Below are 17,497 nucleotides of genomic sequence, written 5' to 3'. Positions count from 1 at the left end.
TTCCAGACCCAGCGGAGCGCCCATCCGGCAGGACTTCGCCGGGTCTTGGCCCGCTGCCAGATCTCCCGCACTCCTGCGAGATCCCGCCCAAGCAGGCCGCCCCGGATCGGTTCCATGACAACGACCCCGAGCCCTTTCTTCGCCGCGTATTCCAGCCCCTTCGTTCCCGCCTGGTAGTGCTCGTCCATGTAATTGTACTGGATCTGGGAAAACGTCCAGTCATACGCATCCACGATCTTCTTAAAGACCGGCACGTTATCGTGGAACGAGAACCCGGCATAGCGGATCCGGCCGTCGGCGATCGCATCGTCCAGGAAGTCTGTGATGCCCAGCTGTGAGAGGTTCTCCCAGAACATCGTGTTGAGCCCGTGCACCAGGTAAAAATCAATGTGATCGGTTTTCAGCCGGACAAGCTGCTCATCGAGGTACTTGTCCATGTCCCCACGGGACGTGACCAGCCAGCTGGGAAGCTTGGTAGCGAGGTGCACTTTTTCGCGATACCCCCCGGCGAGTGCCCGGCCGACAAATGGTTCACTCTCTCCATTATGATAGGGATATGCCGTGTCAACATAATTCACCCCGTGATCGATCGCATACCGGAGCATCCTTGTGGCATGGTCCTCATCGATCTGCCCGTTTTCAGTCTGAGGAAGTCTCATGCATCCGAATCCGAGGATGGAGAGTTCCGGTGCTGCCTTGTTCATTTTCCGGTAGAGCATGTTCCTTCACCACGATCTCTGATTGTGAATACCTATGCAGTACCAGATAAATTTTCCGTGAAAAAAGCGATGGGCGGGCAGCTGCTGACGGAGCTGCATCGGTCATCATCCGGAGAAATGATCAGCTATCGGTTGTACCGAATTGTTCGAAAAAACATTCACCGGACGATTGTTTCTCACCGGGCTTGAGAGCAAGAAGGAGGCTGTCGGCATGGTCCCGGCAGACATAGGCAAAACAGCACCCGATTGACGGGAACCCGATTGCATCCTTCCCACAGAGTGCACACTTGGGTTTTTCCGCCATGGTTATGATCTCCTGGAATCTTTGTGCAGGTACATCTTTTCGGTCTCACGTTCCCCGGCCGCAGGCCGGCTCAGGTGTAACATAAAAAGTCGTATATAGTTCCAGTTCGCAAGTAGGCTGTTATCAGATATTTCAGAGTGAGCGGTTCCCGGCCCGGGAGTACGGGAATGTGGAGGTTCCATTGCATGAAAACGGTTTTTGTAACGCCTGAACTGTGTATCGGGTGCAGGCACTGCGAGGTCGCGTGTGCGATCGAGCACGCGAAGAGCAAAACATTATTCGATGCGGTTTCGGAAGAGAAACGGTCGCAGCCGCGGGTCTACGTGGAAACGGGAATGCATTACCTGACCTTTCCCAACCGGTGCCGGCACTGTGATCCGGCACCCTGCATGCAGGTCTGCCCGACCGAAACACTGGTGCGGGATGCAGAGACCGGTTCGGTCCTCATCCGGTATGAACGGTGCATCGGGTGTGCCGTCTGCGCAATGGCCTGCCCGTTCGGCATCATCCGGTTCAGCAGGGTCCACCAGCTGGACACGGACCGCGAGGTCAACGCGAAATGCGACAACTGCATCGAGCGGCAGCGGGCCGGGACGATTCCTGCCTGTGCCGAGGCATGCAAGACCGGCGCCCTGACATTCGGGGACGCGGACGAGTTGATCCGTTCCAGCAGGAAGGACTTCACCCTGCGGCTGATCACGGCCCAGGAGACCGGGGCCGAGGCGCCGAAGATGCCGGCAAACATCAAGGCATTCCGGGCAATCAGGGCACGGCTAGCTGAACTTGCGGGAGAGAACTGAGGGGGGAAATAAACATGTACGATACATCTGCGAATAAGAAAATTGCTGAAGCGAGAGCGAGTGACAAGGCTGACCAGGAGATCATGGTAAAATCCATGGAGGACGGTATCGAGACCGTCTGGGATCGTTTCGCCGGCCAGCAGCCGCAGTGCGGCTTCGGGAACCTCGGCGTCTGCTGCAACCGGTGTGCCATGGGGCCCTGCCGGACCGAGCCGTTCGGGAAAAAACCGACCCGGGGTGTCTGCGGCGCGGATGCCGATCTCATCGTCGCACGGAACGTGCTCGATGATCTTACCACCGGCGCTGCCGCCCACTCGGATCACGGGCGCGAGGTCGTCGAGGCCATGCTCGCGACCGCGGAAGGCCGGGCACAGGGATACCAGATCCTCGATGAGGGCAAGCTGCACGTGGTCGCGACGGAGTATGGGATAAAAACGGCCGGCCGGAAAAAAGAAGAGATCGCCGGCGAGCTTGCCCGGGCGCTGCTCGAAGAGTACGGAACGCTGAAAAACAGGATCCAGATGACCGAGCGTGCCCCGCAGAAGACCAAAGACGTATGGAAGAAGGCGGGGATTATGCCCCGGGGTATCGACCGGGAAGTCGTCGAGGCCATGCACCGGATCCACATGGGCGTTGATTCCGATTACGCAAACATCCTCCTGCACGCGATGAGAACGGCTCTTTCCGACGGGTGGGGTGGCTCGATGATGGGAACCGATGCCTCCGATATCCTCTTTGGGACCCCGACGCCACTGAAGGCGTGGATCAACCTTGCCACGATCAGCAGGGACAAGGTCAATATCGTCCTCCACGGGCACAACCCGGTCCTCTCCGATATGATCGTGAAGGCAGCAGAAGACCCGGGCCTGGTGAAACGCGCAAAGGACGCCGGCGCAACGGGTATCAACCTCGCCGGGATGTGCTGTACCGGGAACGAACTCTTAATGCGGCATGGCATCCCCCTTGCCGGCAGTTTCTTCGACCAGGAACTGGTGATTGCGACCGGGGCAATTGAGGCCATGGTGATCGATTACCAGTGCATCTTCCCCGCGGTAACCCAGACGGCCGGCTGTTACCACACAAAAGTCGTGACCACCAGCCGGAAGGCGAAGATCCCGGGCTCAATCTACAAGGAGTTCCGGCCGGAGACCGGCCTTGATACGGCAAAGGAGATCATCGGGCTCGCGATCGACAACTTCGCGAACCGGAACCCGGACCGGGTCAGGATCCCGGACAAGCCGATGCAGCTGATGTCGGGCTTCTCGGAAGAAGCGATCCGGAAGGCACTCGGCGGGACGTACAAGCCGCTGATCGATGCCATCGTTGCCGGGAAGATCAAAGGGGCTGTCGGCATTGTCGGCTGCAACAACCCGAAGATCAAACAGGACTACGGCCATGTCACGCTCGCAAAAGAACTCATAAAACGGGACATCCTTGTTGTCGAGACCGGATGCGCCGCGATTGCATGCGGGAAGGCGGGCCTGCTCGTCCCCGAAGCAGCAGACATGGCGGGACCCGGGCTCAAGTCAGTCTGCAACGCGCTCGGCATCCCGCCGGTGCTCCACATGGGCTCCTGCGTTGACTGCTCGCGTATCCTCGTGCTCGCCGCAAACATCGCAAAGGAACTCAATGTCGGTATCAGCGATCTTCCGCTGGGCGGCGCCGCACCCGAATGGTATTCGCAGAAAGCGATCTCGATCGGGACGTACTTTGTTGCATCGGGAGTCTATACTGTCCTTGGCATCGCGCCCAAGATCTTCGGCAGCGCCAATGTGACAAACCTCCTCGCGAGCCAGCTCACCGGCATCGTGAATGCCTCGTTTGCCATTGAACCCGACCCGATCAAGGCGGCCGACCTGCTCGAAGCCGAGATCAACCGGAAGAGAAAGGCGCTTGGGATCTGATCGGACACCATCGGATATCCATTTTTTTGAGGACACCATGGACGAACCAACACTCGATGCCATTATTGCCCGGTATGAAGCCCCGTCCGGCAGGCTTCTCGGTATCCTCGGGGAGATCCAGGACCAGGAAGGGTACATTCCCCGGGAAACGCTCGCGATGCTTTCCGAGAAACTGGACGTGCGCCTCTCGCAGCTCTACAGCCTTACCACCTTCTACTCATATTTCAGCCTGACGCCGGTCGGCGACCATGTCATCACGGTCTGTATGGGGACGGCCTGCCATGTCAAAGGCGCCCCCGGGATCCTGCAGGCCCTTGAAGGGATGCTGGGGATCAAGAGCGACACCTCGGAGGACGGCAAGTTCTCCATCACGACAGAGGACAAAAAATTCACCCTGGAGATCGCCCGGTGTTTCGGCGCCTGCAGCATGGCGCCCGTCCTCCGGATTGACGGGAACCTCTACGGCTATGCAACAAAGGAAGACCTCCCGGCGATCCTTGCAGAGTACGGGTGGGAACCATGAAGATCACATCGGCAGCCGGCCTGGAGGCTGCACGGCAGGCCGGATTACAGAAGCTCCAGCCCGGAAAGCCACGGATCGCGGTCGGGCTTGCCACCTGTGGGATCGCGGTCGGCGGCAACCGGGTGTACGATCGCCTTCAGGAGATCATCAAAAGGGACAATCTGGATATTGTCCTGACAAAAACCGGCTGCATCGGCTATTGCAAGGAAGAGCCGCTCGTGAATATCAGTATCCCGAATAAACCGCTCGTGATCCTGCACAAGGTCACCGAGGCGGATGCAGAGGAGATCGTAAAGCAGGTCCGGAAGGGAAAGGTGCCGGCCGACAAGGCCCTGTGCCGGGTCCCGTCATGGGACCATATCACGGGTTGCACCCTTGAGTACGGAAAAGGATTTACCAAAATTCCTCTCTATGAAAAGGTCCCGTTCTTCAAGGGCCAGAAGAAAGTGATCCTGCGGGACGCCGGCCTGATCAACCCGGAAGATATCGACGAGTATATCGCGGTGGGCGGCTACTCGGCAGCCATGAAGGCGCTGACCGGGATGGATTCGGAGGCCATCATCACGGAAGTGGAGAAGTCCGGGCTCCGGGGCAGGGGCGGTGCGGGTTTTCCCACCGGCCTCAAGTGGCGGATCACCCGGGATGCAAAGGCCGACAAAAAATACATCATCTGCAATGCCGACGAGGGCGACCCCGGCGCGTACATGAACCGGAACGAGATGGAGAGCGACCCCCATATGCTCATCGAGGGCATGATCATCGGTGCGTATGCGATGGGTGCTGCCGAAGGCCTCATCTATATCCGGGCGGAATACCCGCTCGCCATCAAACGGCTGAAACTCGCCATCGGGCAGGCACGGGAGTACGGGCTCCTTGGCAACAACATTTACGGCACGGGATTCTCGTTCGATATCGGGATCGCAACCGGTGCCGGTGCATTCGTCTGCGGTGAATCGACTGCTCTCGTGGCATCCATCGAGGGAAGGACCGGCCGGCCCCACCCCCGCCCGCCGCGGCTGACCGATATCGGGGGCGGGCTCTTCGGGTACCCCACGGACCTCAACAATGTCGAGACCTGGTGCAATGTGCCGGTGATCATACAGAACGGCAGCGACTGGTACGCCCGTATCGGGGCAACAGGCAACACCGGCACCAAGGTGTTCTCGCTCGTAGGGAAAGTCGACCGGGTCGGGCTCGTGGAAGTGCCGCTCGGGACAACGCTCAATACGATCGTCACCGATATCGGCAATGGCGGTGCGAATAACAAGAAAGTGAAAGCCGTCCAGACCGGGGGACCTTCGGGGGGCTGCATCCCGCTCCGGCTGTTCGATACCCCGGTGGACTTCGAGAATCTCAACAAGGCCGGCTCGATCATGGGCTCCGGGGGCATTGTGGTCATGGACGAGGACACGGACATGGTGGACATCGCCCGCTATTTCATCAACTTCGCCACCGGCGAGTCCTGCGGGAAATGCGTCCCCTGCCGGGAGGGGCTCAAGCACTCGCTCCTCCTTCTCAACCGGATCATGGCAAAGAAGGGTACGAAAAAAGATATTGAAACCCTTGCACTCCTGTCCGACACTATAGTGGCAACATCGCTCTGCGGGCTTGGCCAGACGGCACCCAACCCGGTGCTGACAACCCTTGCGTATTTCAGGGAAGAATACGATGCGCTGGTGAAACCATGACGCACGGGGGAGTCAGCAGCACGGGCGCGTCAAAGAAACAGGTCACAATGACGATCAACGGGAAACCGTACCGGGCGGATGAAGGGGAGATCTTCCTTGGGGTTGCCCTCCGAGAGAAGATCGCGATCCCTCACCTCTGTTACGAGCCGTCCCTTGACCCGTACGGTGCGTGCCGGCTCTGCATGGTCGAAGTAGTAAAACGTGGGAAGCGGGAGATGACCACGTCCTGCACCCTGCAGGCAGCAGAGGGGCTGGAGGTTGTTACCGATACACCGGAGATAGTGAAACACCGGAACATCCTGTTCGAGCTCTATCTCGCTGAAGCGCCCAAGTCGGAAGTCATCAAGGCGATGGCAGCACGGTACGGGGTGACCAAGACCAGGTTCCTGAAAAAGCTCGACACCACGGATTCGCTGGGCAACAAGTGTGTCCTCTGCGGTCTGTGCGTGCGGGCGTGCAACGAGATCATGGGTGCCGGTGCGATCGGGTTCATCAACCGGGGGCCGTATACGGTGGTCAATACGCCGTATTTCGAACCGACAAAAGACTGCTATGGGTGCGGTGCCTGCGTCAAGGTCTGCCCGACCAATGCCGTTGAGATGGAGGATGTTGCGGATACACGGGTCATGAAGTCCTGGAGTGCCACAAAAGTCCCGCTGGCCTTGTGCGACTGCTGCGGCAAATATTATGCGCCAAAGGCCCTCGCGATTGCCACCCTTGCACGGATCACCCCCTCCCTGAAAGAAGAGATCGCCGCACTCTGCCCGGCGTGCCGGGGAAAACGGATTGCCCGGGAGGAGATCCTCGCAGGGAGCGGCGGTGCGGGCAACCATGGCTGACCCGCGGGCTGACCGGGAAAAGATGGCCGGGGTTGCCCGGAAACTTCGGGAGAACACACACCCGGGAAAGGAACGGGGCTTCCGTATCGTCATCACCGGAAAAGGCGGGGTCGGCAAGACCACGATCACCGCTCTCCTCGCCCACCTGTTTGCTCAAGATGGGTTTACCACCCTCGCCGTGGATGAAGACCCGCAGATGAACCTGCCGTATGCAATCGGTATTCCCCGGGAAGAGAGCGACCGGATCGTCCCGCTGGCAAAAAATTTCGATTACGTAGAGGAGAAGACCGGTGCCCGCCCCGGCGCCGGGTGGGGGCTGATGCTGAAGCTGAACCCGGACGTCTCGGATGTGGTGGAGCGTTTCGGGGCAAAAGGCCCGGGCGGGGTGAACATCCTTGTCATGGGTACGGTCGAGCAGGCAGCCACCGGTTGTCTCTGCCCGGAAAATACGCTCCTTGAGGCTGTCATCCGGTACATCAACCTCCGCGAAGGCGAGGTGATCCTGATGGATACCCCGGCGGGGGTGGAACATTTCGGCAGGACCATTGCCCGGGGATTTGATCAGGCACTGCTGATCACTGACCCGACGTTCAATGCAGTGCAGGTGGTCAGGCACGCGGCCTCGCTCGCAAAGGAGCTGGGTATCCGCTCGGTTTACCTCGTGATCAACCGGGTACGTTCAGAAAACGACATCCGCAAGGTACAGGAGATCCTGGGCGACAGCGTGGACCTCTTTTCCGGACAGTTTTACCTGCCGTATGATGAGAGCCTGATCGCATGCGAGCCCGATGTCAGGCCGGTGCTGGCCGGGGCATCGCCGTTTATGGAACACCTCAGGACCCTCCAGGCACGGTTGGAAAATTATCATCAGGAGATCTGATGAAATCAGCAGGGTCCGGACTGGCATGGCAGCACGCGTTCAGCGATGAGTGTGAGCAGGTCGCATAAAGATGCTGGTAATCATGGGAAGTCCGGCCAATCGCGATCAAAAATTTTCAAATGACCCCACTGATCGCGATTGCGAGTGTGAAAAATCTCCACGGGAAACAAAGGTCAATCAGACGTGAGCACCTTCCGGATTATCGGACTGATCGCGATTAAAATTTTCCAATCTGACTGGTCATCAGACCGGGAAGAGGAAGAGAACCATCAAATTCTTCGATCAAACGCGATCGTTTTCGCGATCAAAAATTTTCAACCGGCCCATATGATCGCGTCCGGAATTTTTTTAAATCCGACATGTCATCAGACCTGGAGGAGGAGAATGCTGAGGGTCATATGACCCGAAGCAGGAGAATCGCGAAAGTCATCAGACTTGAGAGATGAGAAGAACGAAGTTCTTCGAAGACCCTAGGTCTCCGACCGAAACCTTCAGGTTTCTTCGGGGTCGACCCGTGCTTAAAAATTTTTCAGATTCGACGGGTCATCAGACTTGGAGAATGAGAAGATACCTTTTAGTATCTTCGAAAGGGTCTGGCTCTGAAAATTAAACGGATCTTGTGGACAGGTGAGTCGGGCCCACGTCCAACCTCCGATGACCGGGGCAGAACCACAAGGTTATAGCTGTAACCTCCAGACCGGTACCGGTCCCTCTCTGACGGAGGTTATTTCGAATTACACCATTTCTCCAACATGAAATTTCCCGCCCCACAACCGTTATATCCCCACAGCCGGAGCTCTTTTCCAGGAGCATGAGCGACACCAGCATCACCGATCCCGCCGAACAATTCTACCTCGAAGGCACGCAGAAGGTTACCGCGGGGAGGTATCTCGAGGCCATCGATGCATTCGAACGGGCACTGGAGGTCCGCCCGCGGGAAAGCCGGTACCTCCTGGGCCTTGCGGCGGCCGTTGACCGGCTGGGCTTCATGTCCTATGCCCTCTCGCTCGCAGGGCAAGCTGCGGATGCTGACACGGGCTCTGCGGATGCCTGGTTCCAGATGGGCCTCGGGCACTACCGGCTTGGGGACTATACCAGCGCCGCCGGGTGCCTCAAAAAGGCCATCGTCCTCTTCCCGGATCATGCCGAGGCCTGGTTCTTCCTCGCAAACTCGCATTACCTTGCGGGCAATGGTGAGAAATCTGTGGAATGTTACGACCGGCTCCTTGCGATATCGGGGCGGTACCCGAAGGCGTTATACAACAAGGGGGTGTCGCTTGCAGACCTTGGGAGGTATGAAGAGGCGGCGGATGCCTACCGGGCATGCCTCGCAATGAGCCCGCATGTTGCCGTTGTGCAGACCAACCTCGGCGTTGCGCTTGCCAGCCTCGGGCAGGAAGATGAGGCCCTCCGGTTGTTTGATCTGGCGCTTGCAGCCGACCCGCGGGACCCCCTGACCTGGCACAACAAGGGTTTGGTCCTTGCAAAACTCGGGCGGGACGGGGAGGCGGCGGCCTGTTTCCAGAAATACCGGGAGCTGACCGGCAGCCACCACCACGGTACGGTCAGCGGGCGGGTGCTCCGGTAAAAAATCCGGAAATTGCCGAAAATACCGTGCGATCGAAGAAGTCATCACCTTCCTGAGAAAAATGTGAGGGCGGTTGACTCACTTCCGGAAAAAACCTGGGGGGGGTATCCTCTTTTACAATCGCGATCAAAAATTTTTAATCGACCCATGTGATCGCGTTTGAATTTTTTTAAATCTGACAGGTCATTAGACCTGGAGGATAAGGAGAAATCATCAGGTTTCTCCGATATGAGCCCAAGGTCAAAGATCCCTTCGGTATCTTCTCCAGTCGGGTATTCCCTGACGTTCATACCAGCCTACCGCGAAACAGGGGTTCTATTCAATTTCCACTACCCCAGCCTGTTTGAAAAACGATCGGCCCTCCATTAGCGTCTATTAGCGTCCGTAATTCCGGGCGTAGTGTTTACGACGGAAAAAGGGTCATTTTCCAGCGAATTTGTCCTGTAATTACGGCCGTGTTTTCGCGAATTTGTCCTCCTGGATACCAGAAAAGGGGGAAGCGGAGCCCGCACAGGGCTTATTTGGGGAGTACTCACATCGCCCGCAAGGGTGATGGGAGAATGAGAATGTTGAACGTCATCAGACTTGAGACAGGAGAATGCTGAGGGTTATCAGACCCGAAGCAGGAGAAGACCAAAGGTCTTCGAACGAACGAAGTTCTTCGACCGAACTCATCAGAGTTCTTCGAACTACTCTTCCGGGAATGGTGTCTCCGACGGAGCAGTGCCAGCACCGACACGGGCTCCAGCCGGATACCGGATGCTCTTGCCGACAGCAGCATTGCCGTTAAGGGAAATGCCTGTTTTTTTGACGAACCTATTGTTTATTATCCCGGAACGGATGATGGTGCAGCATGGAACTCAGGGAGAAGATCCTGGAAGTCATCGGCGGCTCCCACACGGCCGCGGTCGCCACGCTGGACGGGAACCAACCCGCGGTACGGTTCATGCTCCTTATCGGCTTTCCCGATATGACTCTTGTCGGGGGGACGATGAAGAGCTCCCGGAAGGTAGTGCAGCTGAAGAAGAACACGGATGTGGCCATTGCGATGTGGTCGGGAAAAGAGATCACCAACCCGTACGTGGAGATCCAGGCACAGGCAGAGATCCACGACGATATCGCGACCAAAAAGAAGTACTGGAACCCGATGTTCGTACCGTACTTCCAATCGGTAGACAACCCCGATTTCGTTGTTCTGCGCTTCACTGCAAGCGAGATCATCTACTACACCCCGTCCATGAGGAGAAGAGAAGTCTGGAAGCGTTGAGATGCTTCCAAAGTAATCTTCTGGAAACGGTAGGGCCGGGCCCGCACCACGCCTGCGGCCGGAACTATCAGAGCGCCTGCTGCTGGTATGCCAGCTCATATCTTCCGCGGGGAAAATGATAAATACAATCAGTCATACAAATATGATAAGTATGAAAAGTAAGAAATGTGGGACAGAGGATCTGGTTGACGAGATGATCGCACCACGGAAGGAGAAGACCAGGCACCTGTTCGGCAGCGTGAAGGTCGGCGAACGCGGGCAGATTGTGATCCCAAAAGAAGCCCGCGAGATCTTCGGTATACAACAGGGCGATATTCTGCTGGTCCTCGGCGATGTGGAACGCGGCATTGCACTCGTAAGAGCAGATGCCCTCCAGGAATTCGCACGGAAGATCCTTGACAGCACAAGCAAACCGGATGAATAAGTGCGGACAGGGAATCATCATGAAAATTGTTGTACTGAATGGCAGCCCCAAGGGTGATGTCAGTGTTACGATGCAGTATGTTGCGTATATCCGGAAGAAATTCCCGGAGCATTCCTATGAAATTCTCAACATCGCGCACGAAATAAAAAAGATCGAGAAGGATGATACGGTCTGGAACAAAATGCTCGACACCATCCGGTCCGCGGATATGGTCCTCTGGGCATTTCCTGTTTATGTCATGCTGGTCTGCTCCCAGTACAAACGGTTTATTGAACTGGTCTTCGAGCGGAAGGCAGAGGATGCATTTGCCGGAAAATATGCCGCAGCGCTCTCAACATCGATCCATTTCTTCGACCAGACCGCCCATGCCTACATCCATGCGATCAGCGACGATCTCGGGATGAAGTACCTCGGGTTTTATTCCGCGGAAATGAGGGACCTGTTAAAGGATGAGGAACGCCGGAGGCTGGAAAAATTCGCATCCCTGGTCTTCTCCGCAGTACAGGAGAAGATTCCCGTCCAGCGGGAGAACGCGCCGCTCGTCCGGTCGTCCTTTGCGTATGTTCCGGGTATGGAACAAAAAACCGTTCAGGCAGGTACACAAAAGGTGGTCATTGTCACTGACGATGACGGCAGTTCGCCCAACCTTACGGCAATGACCGGCCGGCTCCGCACCGGTTTTTCCGGTCCTGTTGATCTCATCAACCTCCACGGGCTCGACATCCGGGGCGGGTGCCTCGGGTGCTGCCAGTGCGGCTATGACAATACCTGCGTGTACACCGACGGGTATATTGATTTTTATAAGAATTGGCTGGTACCGGCAGATATCATCCTCCTCGCAGGTTCGGTGCACGACCGCTACCTCTCGTCCGCATGGAAGCAGTTCTTTGACCGGAGTTTCTTCAAGGGACATACGCCGGGGCTTGCCGGTAAACAGATCGGTTTCGTCATCGCCGGCCCGGTCAGCCAGATCCCCTGTCTCAAGGAAGCGCTTGCTGCATGGGCGGACAACGGCGGGTGCCATGCACATCTCGTAACCGACGAAGTGCAGGGATCCGGGGACCTCGATGCCCTGCTCGACACCCTGGCAGGAAGGCTCGTGGAGGGTGCAGAGACCGGGTACATCCCCCCCCACACGTTCTACGCGGTCGGGGGCCACAAGATATTCCGGGATAATATCTGCGCAGGAATGAGATTCGTGTTCCAGGCTGACTACCGGTATTATGATGAACACGGGATGTTCGATTTCCCTCGGGTTGACCTGAAGACCCGGTGCATGAATGCAGTCCTCATCCCTTTAACGAGAATCCCCGGTTTCCGGAAAAAAGTGTTTGCCGATATGAAACGCCACATGATCGAGCCTTTTGGACCGGTGCTCAGGGATGCCTGAGTTTTTTTTGGAGAACAATAGATGAAAAAAGCGGGCATCCTGCTGGGGTTTGTCCCTCTGATCGTCTACGGTGTCCTTGCGGGAAGTTCCGTCTTGAGCGTGATTTTTGCACTCGGGGCTGCGCTGATCGTCACCGTCATTGCCGGTTATGCAGATCTCAGGAAAGGCAGGATCCTGACCTGGGCAACCCTGGTGCTGTTCGGCTCCCTGATCGTCGCTGTCGGGGCCCTGGGCATGACCGGGATACTCCCCGTTATGGGAATGCTGATCTATGCGGCACTCGCCGCAGTCACCTTCGGATCGATCCTTGCGAAAATACCCTTCACGCTGCAGTATGCCCGGGAGATGGTGGACCGGACGCTCTGGGAGAACCCGGTTTTTATCCGGGTAAACGTCCTGATGACGGGTGTCTGGGGCAGCATCTTTGTGATCAACCTCATCCTGAGTTATCTCACGTTCGCATTCCCGCACTCTGCAGGGTGGATTACCTCGCCGCTCACGTACCTTGTCCTTATCGCCGGCATCATCTTCACGGTCTGGTATCCGGGATATATACAGAAAAAACATTCTTCCGCATCACGGTGCAGCGGCACGTAAGAAACGGACATTGCGCATCACGATGGCAAAACCGGGGGGTCCCGGTAACGCCCCGGGAATAATCAGAAGGATAAAAAAAGTCTAGTGCTTGACGCAGTAATATCCTCCGCGGAGATGGTGTTTCGTGAAGAGCTCGCAGGCCGGACAGAAGCAGCCGATCTCTTTCATTGACAGGACCGATGACCCCCCGCACCCGCAGAAGAGTTCAGTGGGCTGGTATTTTTCGAGGGAATGACGCTTGTAGTTCTGGCATATCGTGCAGTACTTCCTGCAGATCTGCCGGTTCTCTTCGGTATTCTCTACAACGGGTTTGTCTGAACTGAACATGATAAAAAAAGTGTGCGATAATGGATAATAGATCTTTTTATGGAGGTTTCCCATTTCTCCAGCACCCGGTCTATCCGCTTCGCGATCACCGGCGAGTGCCAAACGCCACACGATCGCCGGCCCACGGCTGAACCGCCATGTTGGAGAGGTTTGTCAAAACCTCGACAATGAGAAGAATTCGGAAGAATTCTTCAAAGTGGGAGCCGGCCAGTACCCGGCTCCGGCAAACCTGTTTTCAGGAAAGTCCCACGGGAAAATTGTACAGGAAAAATGATTCTGGTACATGCCCGCACTGTGCCGGAAGGCCCAGTTCTTATTCCCCCCGGTTCATCCCTTCCGTAAACTTCTTCTCTGCCTCAATGACCCCTGGCATGCCCGGCCTGCAGAAATACAGGACTACAATGAATGCCGCATACCCAAAGAGCCCTGTCAACCACTCCATGCCGGGAGAGAAACTGAGTGCATTATGGATGCTCCCCCGGAATAGGAAGAGGTAGAACGCGGAAAAGATGAGGATCACGTACTGTACCAGGTGCGATCCCCCGTCAACAATAACATACATCCGGGGCAGCACTCGCCCGTACAGGTAATACAGCCCGAGAAGGATCAGGGGAGTCAGGACAAGAAAGAGCAGCCATGGGGAGAGCGAGAGGCCGTGGTTGATGTTCCCGATGTCGCCATGCAGGGAAAATGCCCTCACCGGCATATAGGCAACCAGTTCCATGAGGTTGACGATGACGAGCCAGAAGGTGATATGAAACAACCACTTTTTCCGGACCAGTGCACCGGACAGGAGGAGCCAGAGTCCCCCGATGACGACAACAGTATGAAGGATGAGCGGCATTACCGCAATGATCGCTGCATCGACACCCTGCCCCGCAGCAAACATGGTGGAATACGAGACTCCTTCGTCCCATCCGTCAAGGGTCACCAGGTTCCCCCACACGATGTCGAGGGGACTCTGCATATGTCCCATGAGATACGCGGTGGTGCTGTGAATATATTCATGGATAACAACGAACATTGCCCCGAATGCGATGCATGTCGCGATCACGATCAGCGCATAAAAAACAGCAGACCGGATCTCTTCCTCTCGGTTCATGATAATTCTCTCTTGACGGGGTCTGGGGAAAAAGGATTGGAATTGTTTTTCCTGACTGCCACTCCTTGCAGAGTCCCGTGCCCCTTTGGCAATCGCGGGGGGGGGAGAGAGCCCCCTCCACAACGGCCGAGGGCACCAGCTGCATTCCTCTGGCCACTCCGCGGATAATCAGCAGGATAAAAAAATCATCTAATCCTTGACACAGAAGTGCCCGATGACGAGACTGTGCTTCGCGAAGAGCTCGCAGGCCGGGCAGAAGCATTCTCCCCCTTTCTTTGACGGGACCTGGGATGTTCCGCGTGCGCAGAAGAGTGTGTCGGGCTGATATCGTTCAAGGGAATTATGTTTGTAGGTCGGGCATGCCCGGCAGGTCTTCCTGCAGATCTGCCGGTTCTCTTCCGTATCCTCCACAATAGTCGTGCCTGTTTTCATCATAATGAGTGGATAGTGCGATGATAAATAATAGGCTTCTTGTTGATTTTTCCGGTTTTTGCTGGCTGCAGTCCGATCCAGCCAGCCGGGGGGTGCCCCCACCGCACCGGCCAGCCCACGCTACCGGTCTGGCCCCCACCGGAAGCGGAGGACCCGCTTTTTTCCCGTCAGCACTCCTGCCATTTCCGCCGGAAAGGATGATATCGGATACTTTTTTATGCTGCCGGCCGCAGTATTTTCATCAGCAACAATCTGTTGTGTTACAGAGGGGGAGTACCATGACCGAAGGACCGATCATCACAACTCATGACCTGAACCTCTGGTATAGCGAAACTCATGCCCTCCAGTCAATCTCCATGAGTGTTGCAAGGAACCGGGTCACCGCCCTGATCGGCCCCTCCGGCTGCGGCAAATCCACGCTGCTCCGCTGTTTCAACCGGTTAAACGACCTGATTGGCATCGTGAAGATCACGGGCAAAATTATGGTCTCCGGCCGGAATATTCACGAACCGGGAACGGATGTCGTGCAGCTCAGGAAGAGGGTCGGCATGGTATTCCAGAAGCCGAACCCGTTCCCGAAATCGGTGTACGAGAACGTCGCGTACGGCCCCCGTGTCCACGGGATCAGGGACCCAGCAGAACTTGACAGGATTGTAAAGAAAAGTCTTCGCGATGCGGCGCTCTGGGACGAGGTCAGGGACCGGCTGCACAGCCCGGCGCTCGGCCTCTCTGGTGGCCAGCAGCAGCGTCTCTGTATTGCACGCACGCTTGCGGTGGAGCCGGAGGTCATCCTTATGGACGAGCCCTGCTCTGCACTCGACCCAATAGCGACAGCCAAGATCGAGAAGCTGATCGATATTCTGAAACAGGACTATTCGGTTATCATCGTCACGCACAATATGCAGCAGGCAGCACGGGTGAGTAATTTTACCGGGTTTATGTATCTGGGGAAGCTCGTGGAGTTCGGGCAGACCGATCATATCTTCGAGAACCCGGATGAAGACCTTACGGAAAATTATATCACCGGGCGGTTTGGGTAGGTGGAGCAAAGATGTCAGAGAAATTTCATACAGAACTGAACACATTGAAAAAAGATATGCTGGATCTGGCCCGCTTTGCCAGGAACATGATGTGCGACGCCCTGAAGGCGCTGACAACGGAAGATACCGAAGCAGCAAAGGAGGTTGCATCCCGCAAAAAACATGTCCAGGAGACCATGATCGAGCTCGAGGAACGGACATACCAGCTGATTGCCCTGTACCAGCCGATGGCAAAGGATATGCGGGAGATCGCCTGCATGCTCAAGATCCTTTCTTCAGCCGAACGGATCGGGAGATACGGCAAGGATATCGCGAACATGGTCAAGCATGTCAAGGGCCAGCCTGAGTTTGTACAGCCTCTCCCGATAATGCATATGGCAGTACTGGTGACCGGTATGATCGATGATGCGATCCATGCCTTTGAAGCTGACAGTATCGAGCCAATCAAAGATTTTTCCCGGCGTGACGATACCGTTGATTCGCTGTGGCATTCGGTATTCCGGGAGACGCTCACCTTTATGATGGAGAACCCGAAGACGATTACCCGGGGAACCTATTATATCATGGTCGCACGGTATCTCGAACGGTCAGGAGACCATGCCTGTAAAATGGCAGAGAACGTCCATTACATGGTGACCGGGAAACGGATCGAGATCAAATAATCCGGCACGTGCTTTGAAACTCTTAAAAAAATCGGGATGGACAAAAAACCGTATTAAATTAAAAACAATCTTTTTGGAAAGCATCCAAAATTATAATGTCGAATGCCGGAATGCGATATCCGACAGTACATCGGCCACATCCTCGCATTTATCGGTGGCGATCTCGAGCGATTCATAAATATCTTTCAGCTTGATCACGGTCATGGGATCATTCGTGCGGAAGAGGTTGGTGATTGCCTCAGCGAGGACATCATCTGCGAGATTTTCGAGCCGGTTTATCTCAATACAGCGTTCCCTGATATAATTGGGATCCCTGATCGAACGGATGCATTTGACCGCCCCTTCGATCTCGACAGCTGACAAGTGTATCAGCTTTGCCAGCTCGATGATAGAGACATCCGGTGATTCGATGCCATAATAGAGCATCTTCTCGACTGATCCGTCGATATAATCAAGAACTTCATCGAGAGAGGATGTGAGCGCGGATATCTCCGTGGCCGCAAGCGGGGGATTCCCGGAACGGTTTAACCGTTCAAAGATTGCATGGGTCAGGTCGTCACCCTTGTGCTCAAGGAGTTCGATCGCATGACGCTTCTCCTTGACTTTGGTGAAATCCTTGGTGAGGTCAACAAGCTGGTGTCCTGCCTGGGTAACGATGGCCGCCTGTTGTTCGAGCAGATCGAAAAATTCCCGGTCGGGAGGAATAAACCACTGTCTGAGACCCATACACAAACCACGGTAGTATCGTGCATGACAGATTAATAATATAGTGGTCAAAATTACCAGAAGTCATGAGAATACGGGCAGTTCTTTTCCAAGGCGTAGAAGATAACTGATTACGGTGATCCCTCCGGGCCACACCCCCGTCCAGGGCACGGGGCCGGGAAAAACCTGAGCATGGCCCGGCCCCCTCACATCACTGAAGCTGGGCAGATCCCCTCTCACGATCACCGCCTGGCGAATATCCGGTTAAACCCTCAGGAGCACAAAAACGATCTCTGTCATTCACAA

At 56.0% G+C, this 17,497-nt stretch carries 20 protein-coding genes; 13 read left to right on the top strand and 7 right to left on the bottom strand.

Features of this window, described 5'->3' with window-relative positions; genetic code table 11:
- Together ABSG49_RS09595 and ABSG49_RS09590 are read right to left on the bottom strand one after the other, a co-directional pair.
- On the bottom strand, window positions 1-719 hold a 719-nt coding region (locus tag ABSG49_RS09595; protein WP_424025907.1), incomplete at its 3' end, for an aldo/keto reductase.
- A 121-nt stretch (window positions 720-840) separates the two neighbouring features.
- On the bottom strand, window positions 841-1,023 hold the full coding sequence (locus ABSG49_RS09590) for a hypothetical protein (RefSeq protein WP_424025906.1): 183 nt from the start codon (window positions 1,021-1,023) through the stop codon (window positions 841-843).
- A gap of 185 nt (window positions 1,024-1,208) precedes the next feature.
- On the opposite strand from ABSG49_RS09590, the gene ABSG49_RS09585 reads away from it, so the two are divergent.
- The 7 genes from ABSG49_RS09585 to ABSG49_RS09555 all read left to right on the top strand — a co-directional run bounded on the left by ABSG49_RS09585 (window position 1,209) and on the right by ABSG49_RS09555 (window position 9,245).
- The gene (locus tag ABSG49_RS09585) at window positions 1,209-1,823 is read left to right on the top strand and encodes a 4Fe-4S dicluster domain-containing protein (RefSeq protein WP_424025905.1); all 615 of its coding nucleotides are present in this window, start codon (window positions 1,209-1,211) and stop codon (window positions 1,821-1,823) included.
- A 14-nt stretch (window positions 1,824-1,837) separates the two neighbouring features.
- Entirely contained in the window at window positions 1,838-3,727 is a 1,890-nt protein-coding gene (gene cooS / locus ABSG49_RS09580; RefSeq protein WP_424025904.1) for an anaerobic carbon-monoxide dehydrogenase catalytic subunit, read from the top strand.
- Window positions 3,728-3,764: 37 nt separating this feature from the next.
- Window positions 3,765-4,250 (top strand): NADH-quinone oxidoreductase subunit NuoE family protein, encoded by a 486-nt coding sequence (locus ABSG49_RS09575; RefSeq protein WP_424025903.1) that lies wholly within the window; start codon window positions 3,765-3,767, stop codon window positions 4,248-4,250.
- Complete coding sequence (locus ABSG49_RS09570; RefSeq protein WP_424025902.1) at window positions 4,247-5,938, top strand: NADH-ubiquinone oxidoreductase-F iron-sulfur binding region domain-containing protein; 1,692 nt, start codon at window positions 4,247-4,249, stop codon at window positions 5,936-5,938. Before ABSG49_RS09575 ends, ABSG49_RS09570 begins: the two co-directional genes overlap by 4 nt.
- Window positions 5,935-6,777 carry a 2Fe-2S iron-sulfur cluster-binding protein gene (locus ABSG49_RS09565; RefSeq protein WP_424025901.1) on the top strand — a complete coding sequence of 281 codons (843 nt, stop codon included), beginning with the start codon at window positions 5,935-5,937 and terminating at the stop codon, window positions 6,775-6,777. Before ABSG49_RS09570 ends, ABSG49_RS09565 begins: the two co-directional genes overlap by 4 nt.
- Complete coding sequence (locus ABSG49_RS09560; protein WP_424025900.1) at window positions 6,770-7,657, top strand: ATP-binding protein; 888 nt, start codon at window positions 6,770-6,772, stop codon at window positions 7,655-7,657. Before ABSG49_RS09565 ends, ABSG49_RS09560 begins: the two co-directional genes overlap by 8 nt.
- A gap of 811 nt (window positions 7,658-8,468) precedes the next feature.
- Window positions 8,469-9,245: a tetratricopeptide repeat protein gene (locus tag ABSG49_RS09555; protein WP_424025899.1), complete on the top strand. Its 777-nt coding sequence runs from the start codon at window positions 8,469-8,471 to the stop codon at window positions 9,243-9,245.
- A gap of 44 nt (window positions 9,246-9,289) precedes the next feature.
- Here the strand turns inward: ABSG49_RS09555 and ABSG49_RS09550 are convergent, their stop codons facing one another.
- Window positions 9,290-9,535, bottom strand: a complete 246-nt coding sequence (locus ABSG49_RS09550) for a hypothetical protein (protein WP_424025898.1) — start codon at window positions 9,533-9,535, stop codon at window positions 9,290-9,292.
- Between the two features lie 563 nt (window positions 9,536-10,098).
- On the opposite strand from ABSG49_RS09550, the gene ABSG49_RS09545 reads away from it, so the two are divergent.
- The 4 genes from ABSG49_RS09545 (at window position 10,099) to ABSG49_RS09530 (ending at window position 12,923) form a co-directional block, all read left to right on the top strand.
- Window positions 10,099-10,512, top strand: coding sequence for a pyridoxamine 5'-phosphate oxidase family protein (locus ABSG49_RS09545; RefSeq protein WP_424025897.1), 414 nt, complete (start codon window positions 10,099-10,101; stop codon window positions 10,510-10,512).
- Between the two features lie 151 nt (window positions 10,513-10,663).
- Entirely contained in the window at window positions 10,664-10,936 is a 273-nt protein-coding gene (locus ABSG49_RS09540; protein WP_424025896.1) for an AbrB/MazE/SpoVT family DNA-binding domain-containing protein, read from the top strand.
- Between the two features lie 19 nt (window positions 10,937-10,955).
- A complete protein-coding gene (locus ABSG49_RS09535; RefSeq protein ID WP_424025895.1) occupies window positions 10,956-12,326 on the top strand; it encodes an NAD(P)H-dependent oxidoreductase in 1,371 nt (456 codons plus the stop codon).
- Between the two features lie 21 nt (window positions 12,327-12,347).
- The gene (locus ABSG49_RS09530) at window positions 12,348-12,923 is read left to right on the top strand and encodes a DUF3159 domain-containing protein (RefSeq protein WP_424025894.1); all 576 of its coding nucleotides are present in this window, start codon (window positions 12,348-12,350) and stop codon (window positions 12,921-12,923) included.
- An 81-nt stretch (window positions 12,924-13,004) separates the two neighbouring features.
- On the opposite strand, the gene ABSG49_RS09525 is transcribed toward ABSG49_RS09530, so the two are convergent.
- From ABSG49_RS09525 to ABSG49_RS09515, 3 genes are all read right to left on the bottom strand, one after another.
- A complete protein-coding gene (locus ABSG49_RS09525; protein ID WP_424025893.1) occupies window positions 13,005-13,250 on the bottom strand; it encodes a DUF2769 domain-containing protein in 246 nt (81 codons plus the stop codon).
- Between the two features lie 313 nt (window positions 13,251-13,563).
- Complete coding sequence (locus ABSG49_RS09520) at window positions 13,564-14,352, bottom strand: hypothetical protein (RefSeq protein ID WP_424025892.1); 789 nt, start codon at window positions 14,350-14,352, stop codon at window positions 13,564-13,566.
- A gap of 189 nt (window positions 14,353-14,541) precedes the next feature.
- On the bottom strand, window positions 14,542-14,787 hold the full coding sequence (locus ABSG49_RS09515) for a DUF2769 domain-containing protein (RefSeq protein WP_424025891.1): 246 nt from the start codon (window positions 14,785-14,787) through the stop codon (window positions 14,542-14,544).
- 275 nt (window positions 14,788-15,062) lie between these two features.
- Between ABSG49_RS09515 and pstB the strand changes: the two genes are divergently transcribed.
- Window positions 15,063-15,824 carry a phosphate ABC transporter ATP-binding protein PstB gene (pstB, locus tag ABSG49_RS09510; protein WP_424025890.1) on the top strand — a complete coding sequence of 254 codons (762 nt, stop codon included), beginning with the start codon at window positions 15,063-15,065 and terminating at the stop codon, window positions 15,822-15,824.
- An 11-nt stretch (window positions 15,825-15,835) separates the two neighbouring features.
- Window positions 15,836-16,486 (top strand): phosphate signaling complex protein PhoU, encoded by a 651-nt coding sequence (gene phoU / locus ABSG49_RS09505; protein ID WP_424025889.1) that lies wholly within the window; start codon window positions 15,836-15,838, stop codon window positions 16,484-16,486.
- 90 nt (window positions 16,487-16,576) lie between these two features.
- Here the strand turns inward: phoU and ABSG49_RS09500 are convergent, their stop codons facing one another.
- On the bottom strand, window positions 16,577-17,212 hold the full coding sequence (locus tag ABSG49_RS09500; protein ID WP_424025888.1) for a DUF47 domain-containing protein: 636 nt from the start codon (window positions 17,210-17,212) through the stop codon (window positions 16,577-16,579).
- Between the last annotated feature and the right edge of the window lie 285 nt (window positions 17,213-17,497).

It is taken from the genome of Methanoregula sp., from assembly GCF_049510175.1.
Lineage (GTDB): Archaea > Halobacteriota > Methanomicrobia > Methanomicrobiales > Methanospirillaceae > Methanoregula.
Note: the sequence above shows the minus strand (reverse complement) of the source record. Positions and strands in the feature narration are given on the sequence as shown.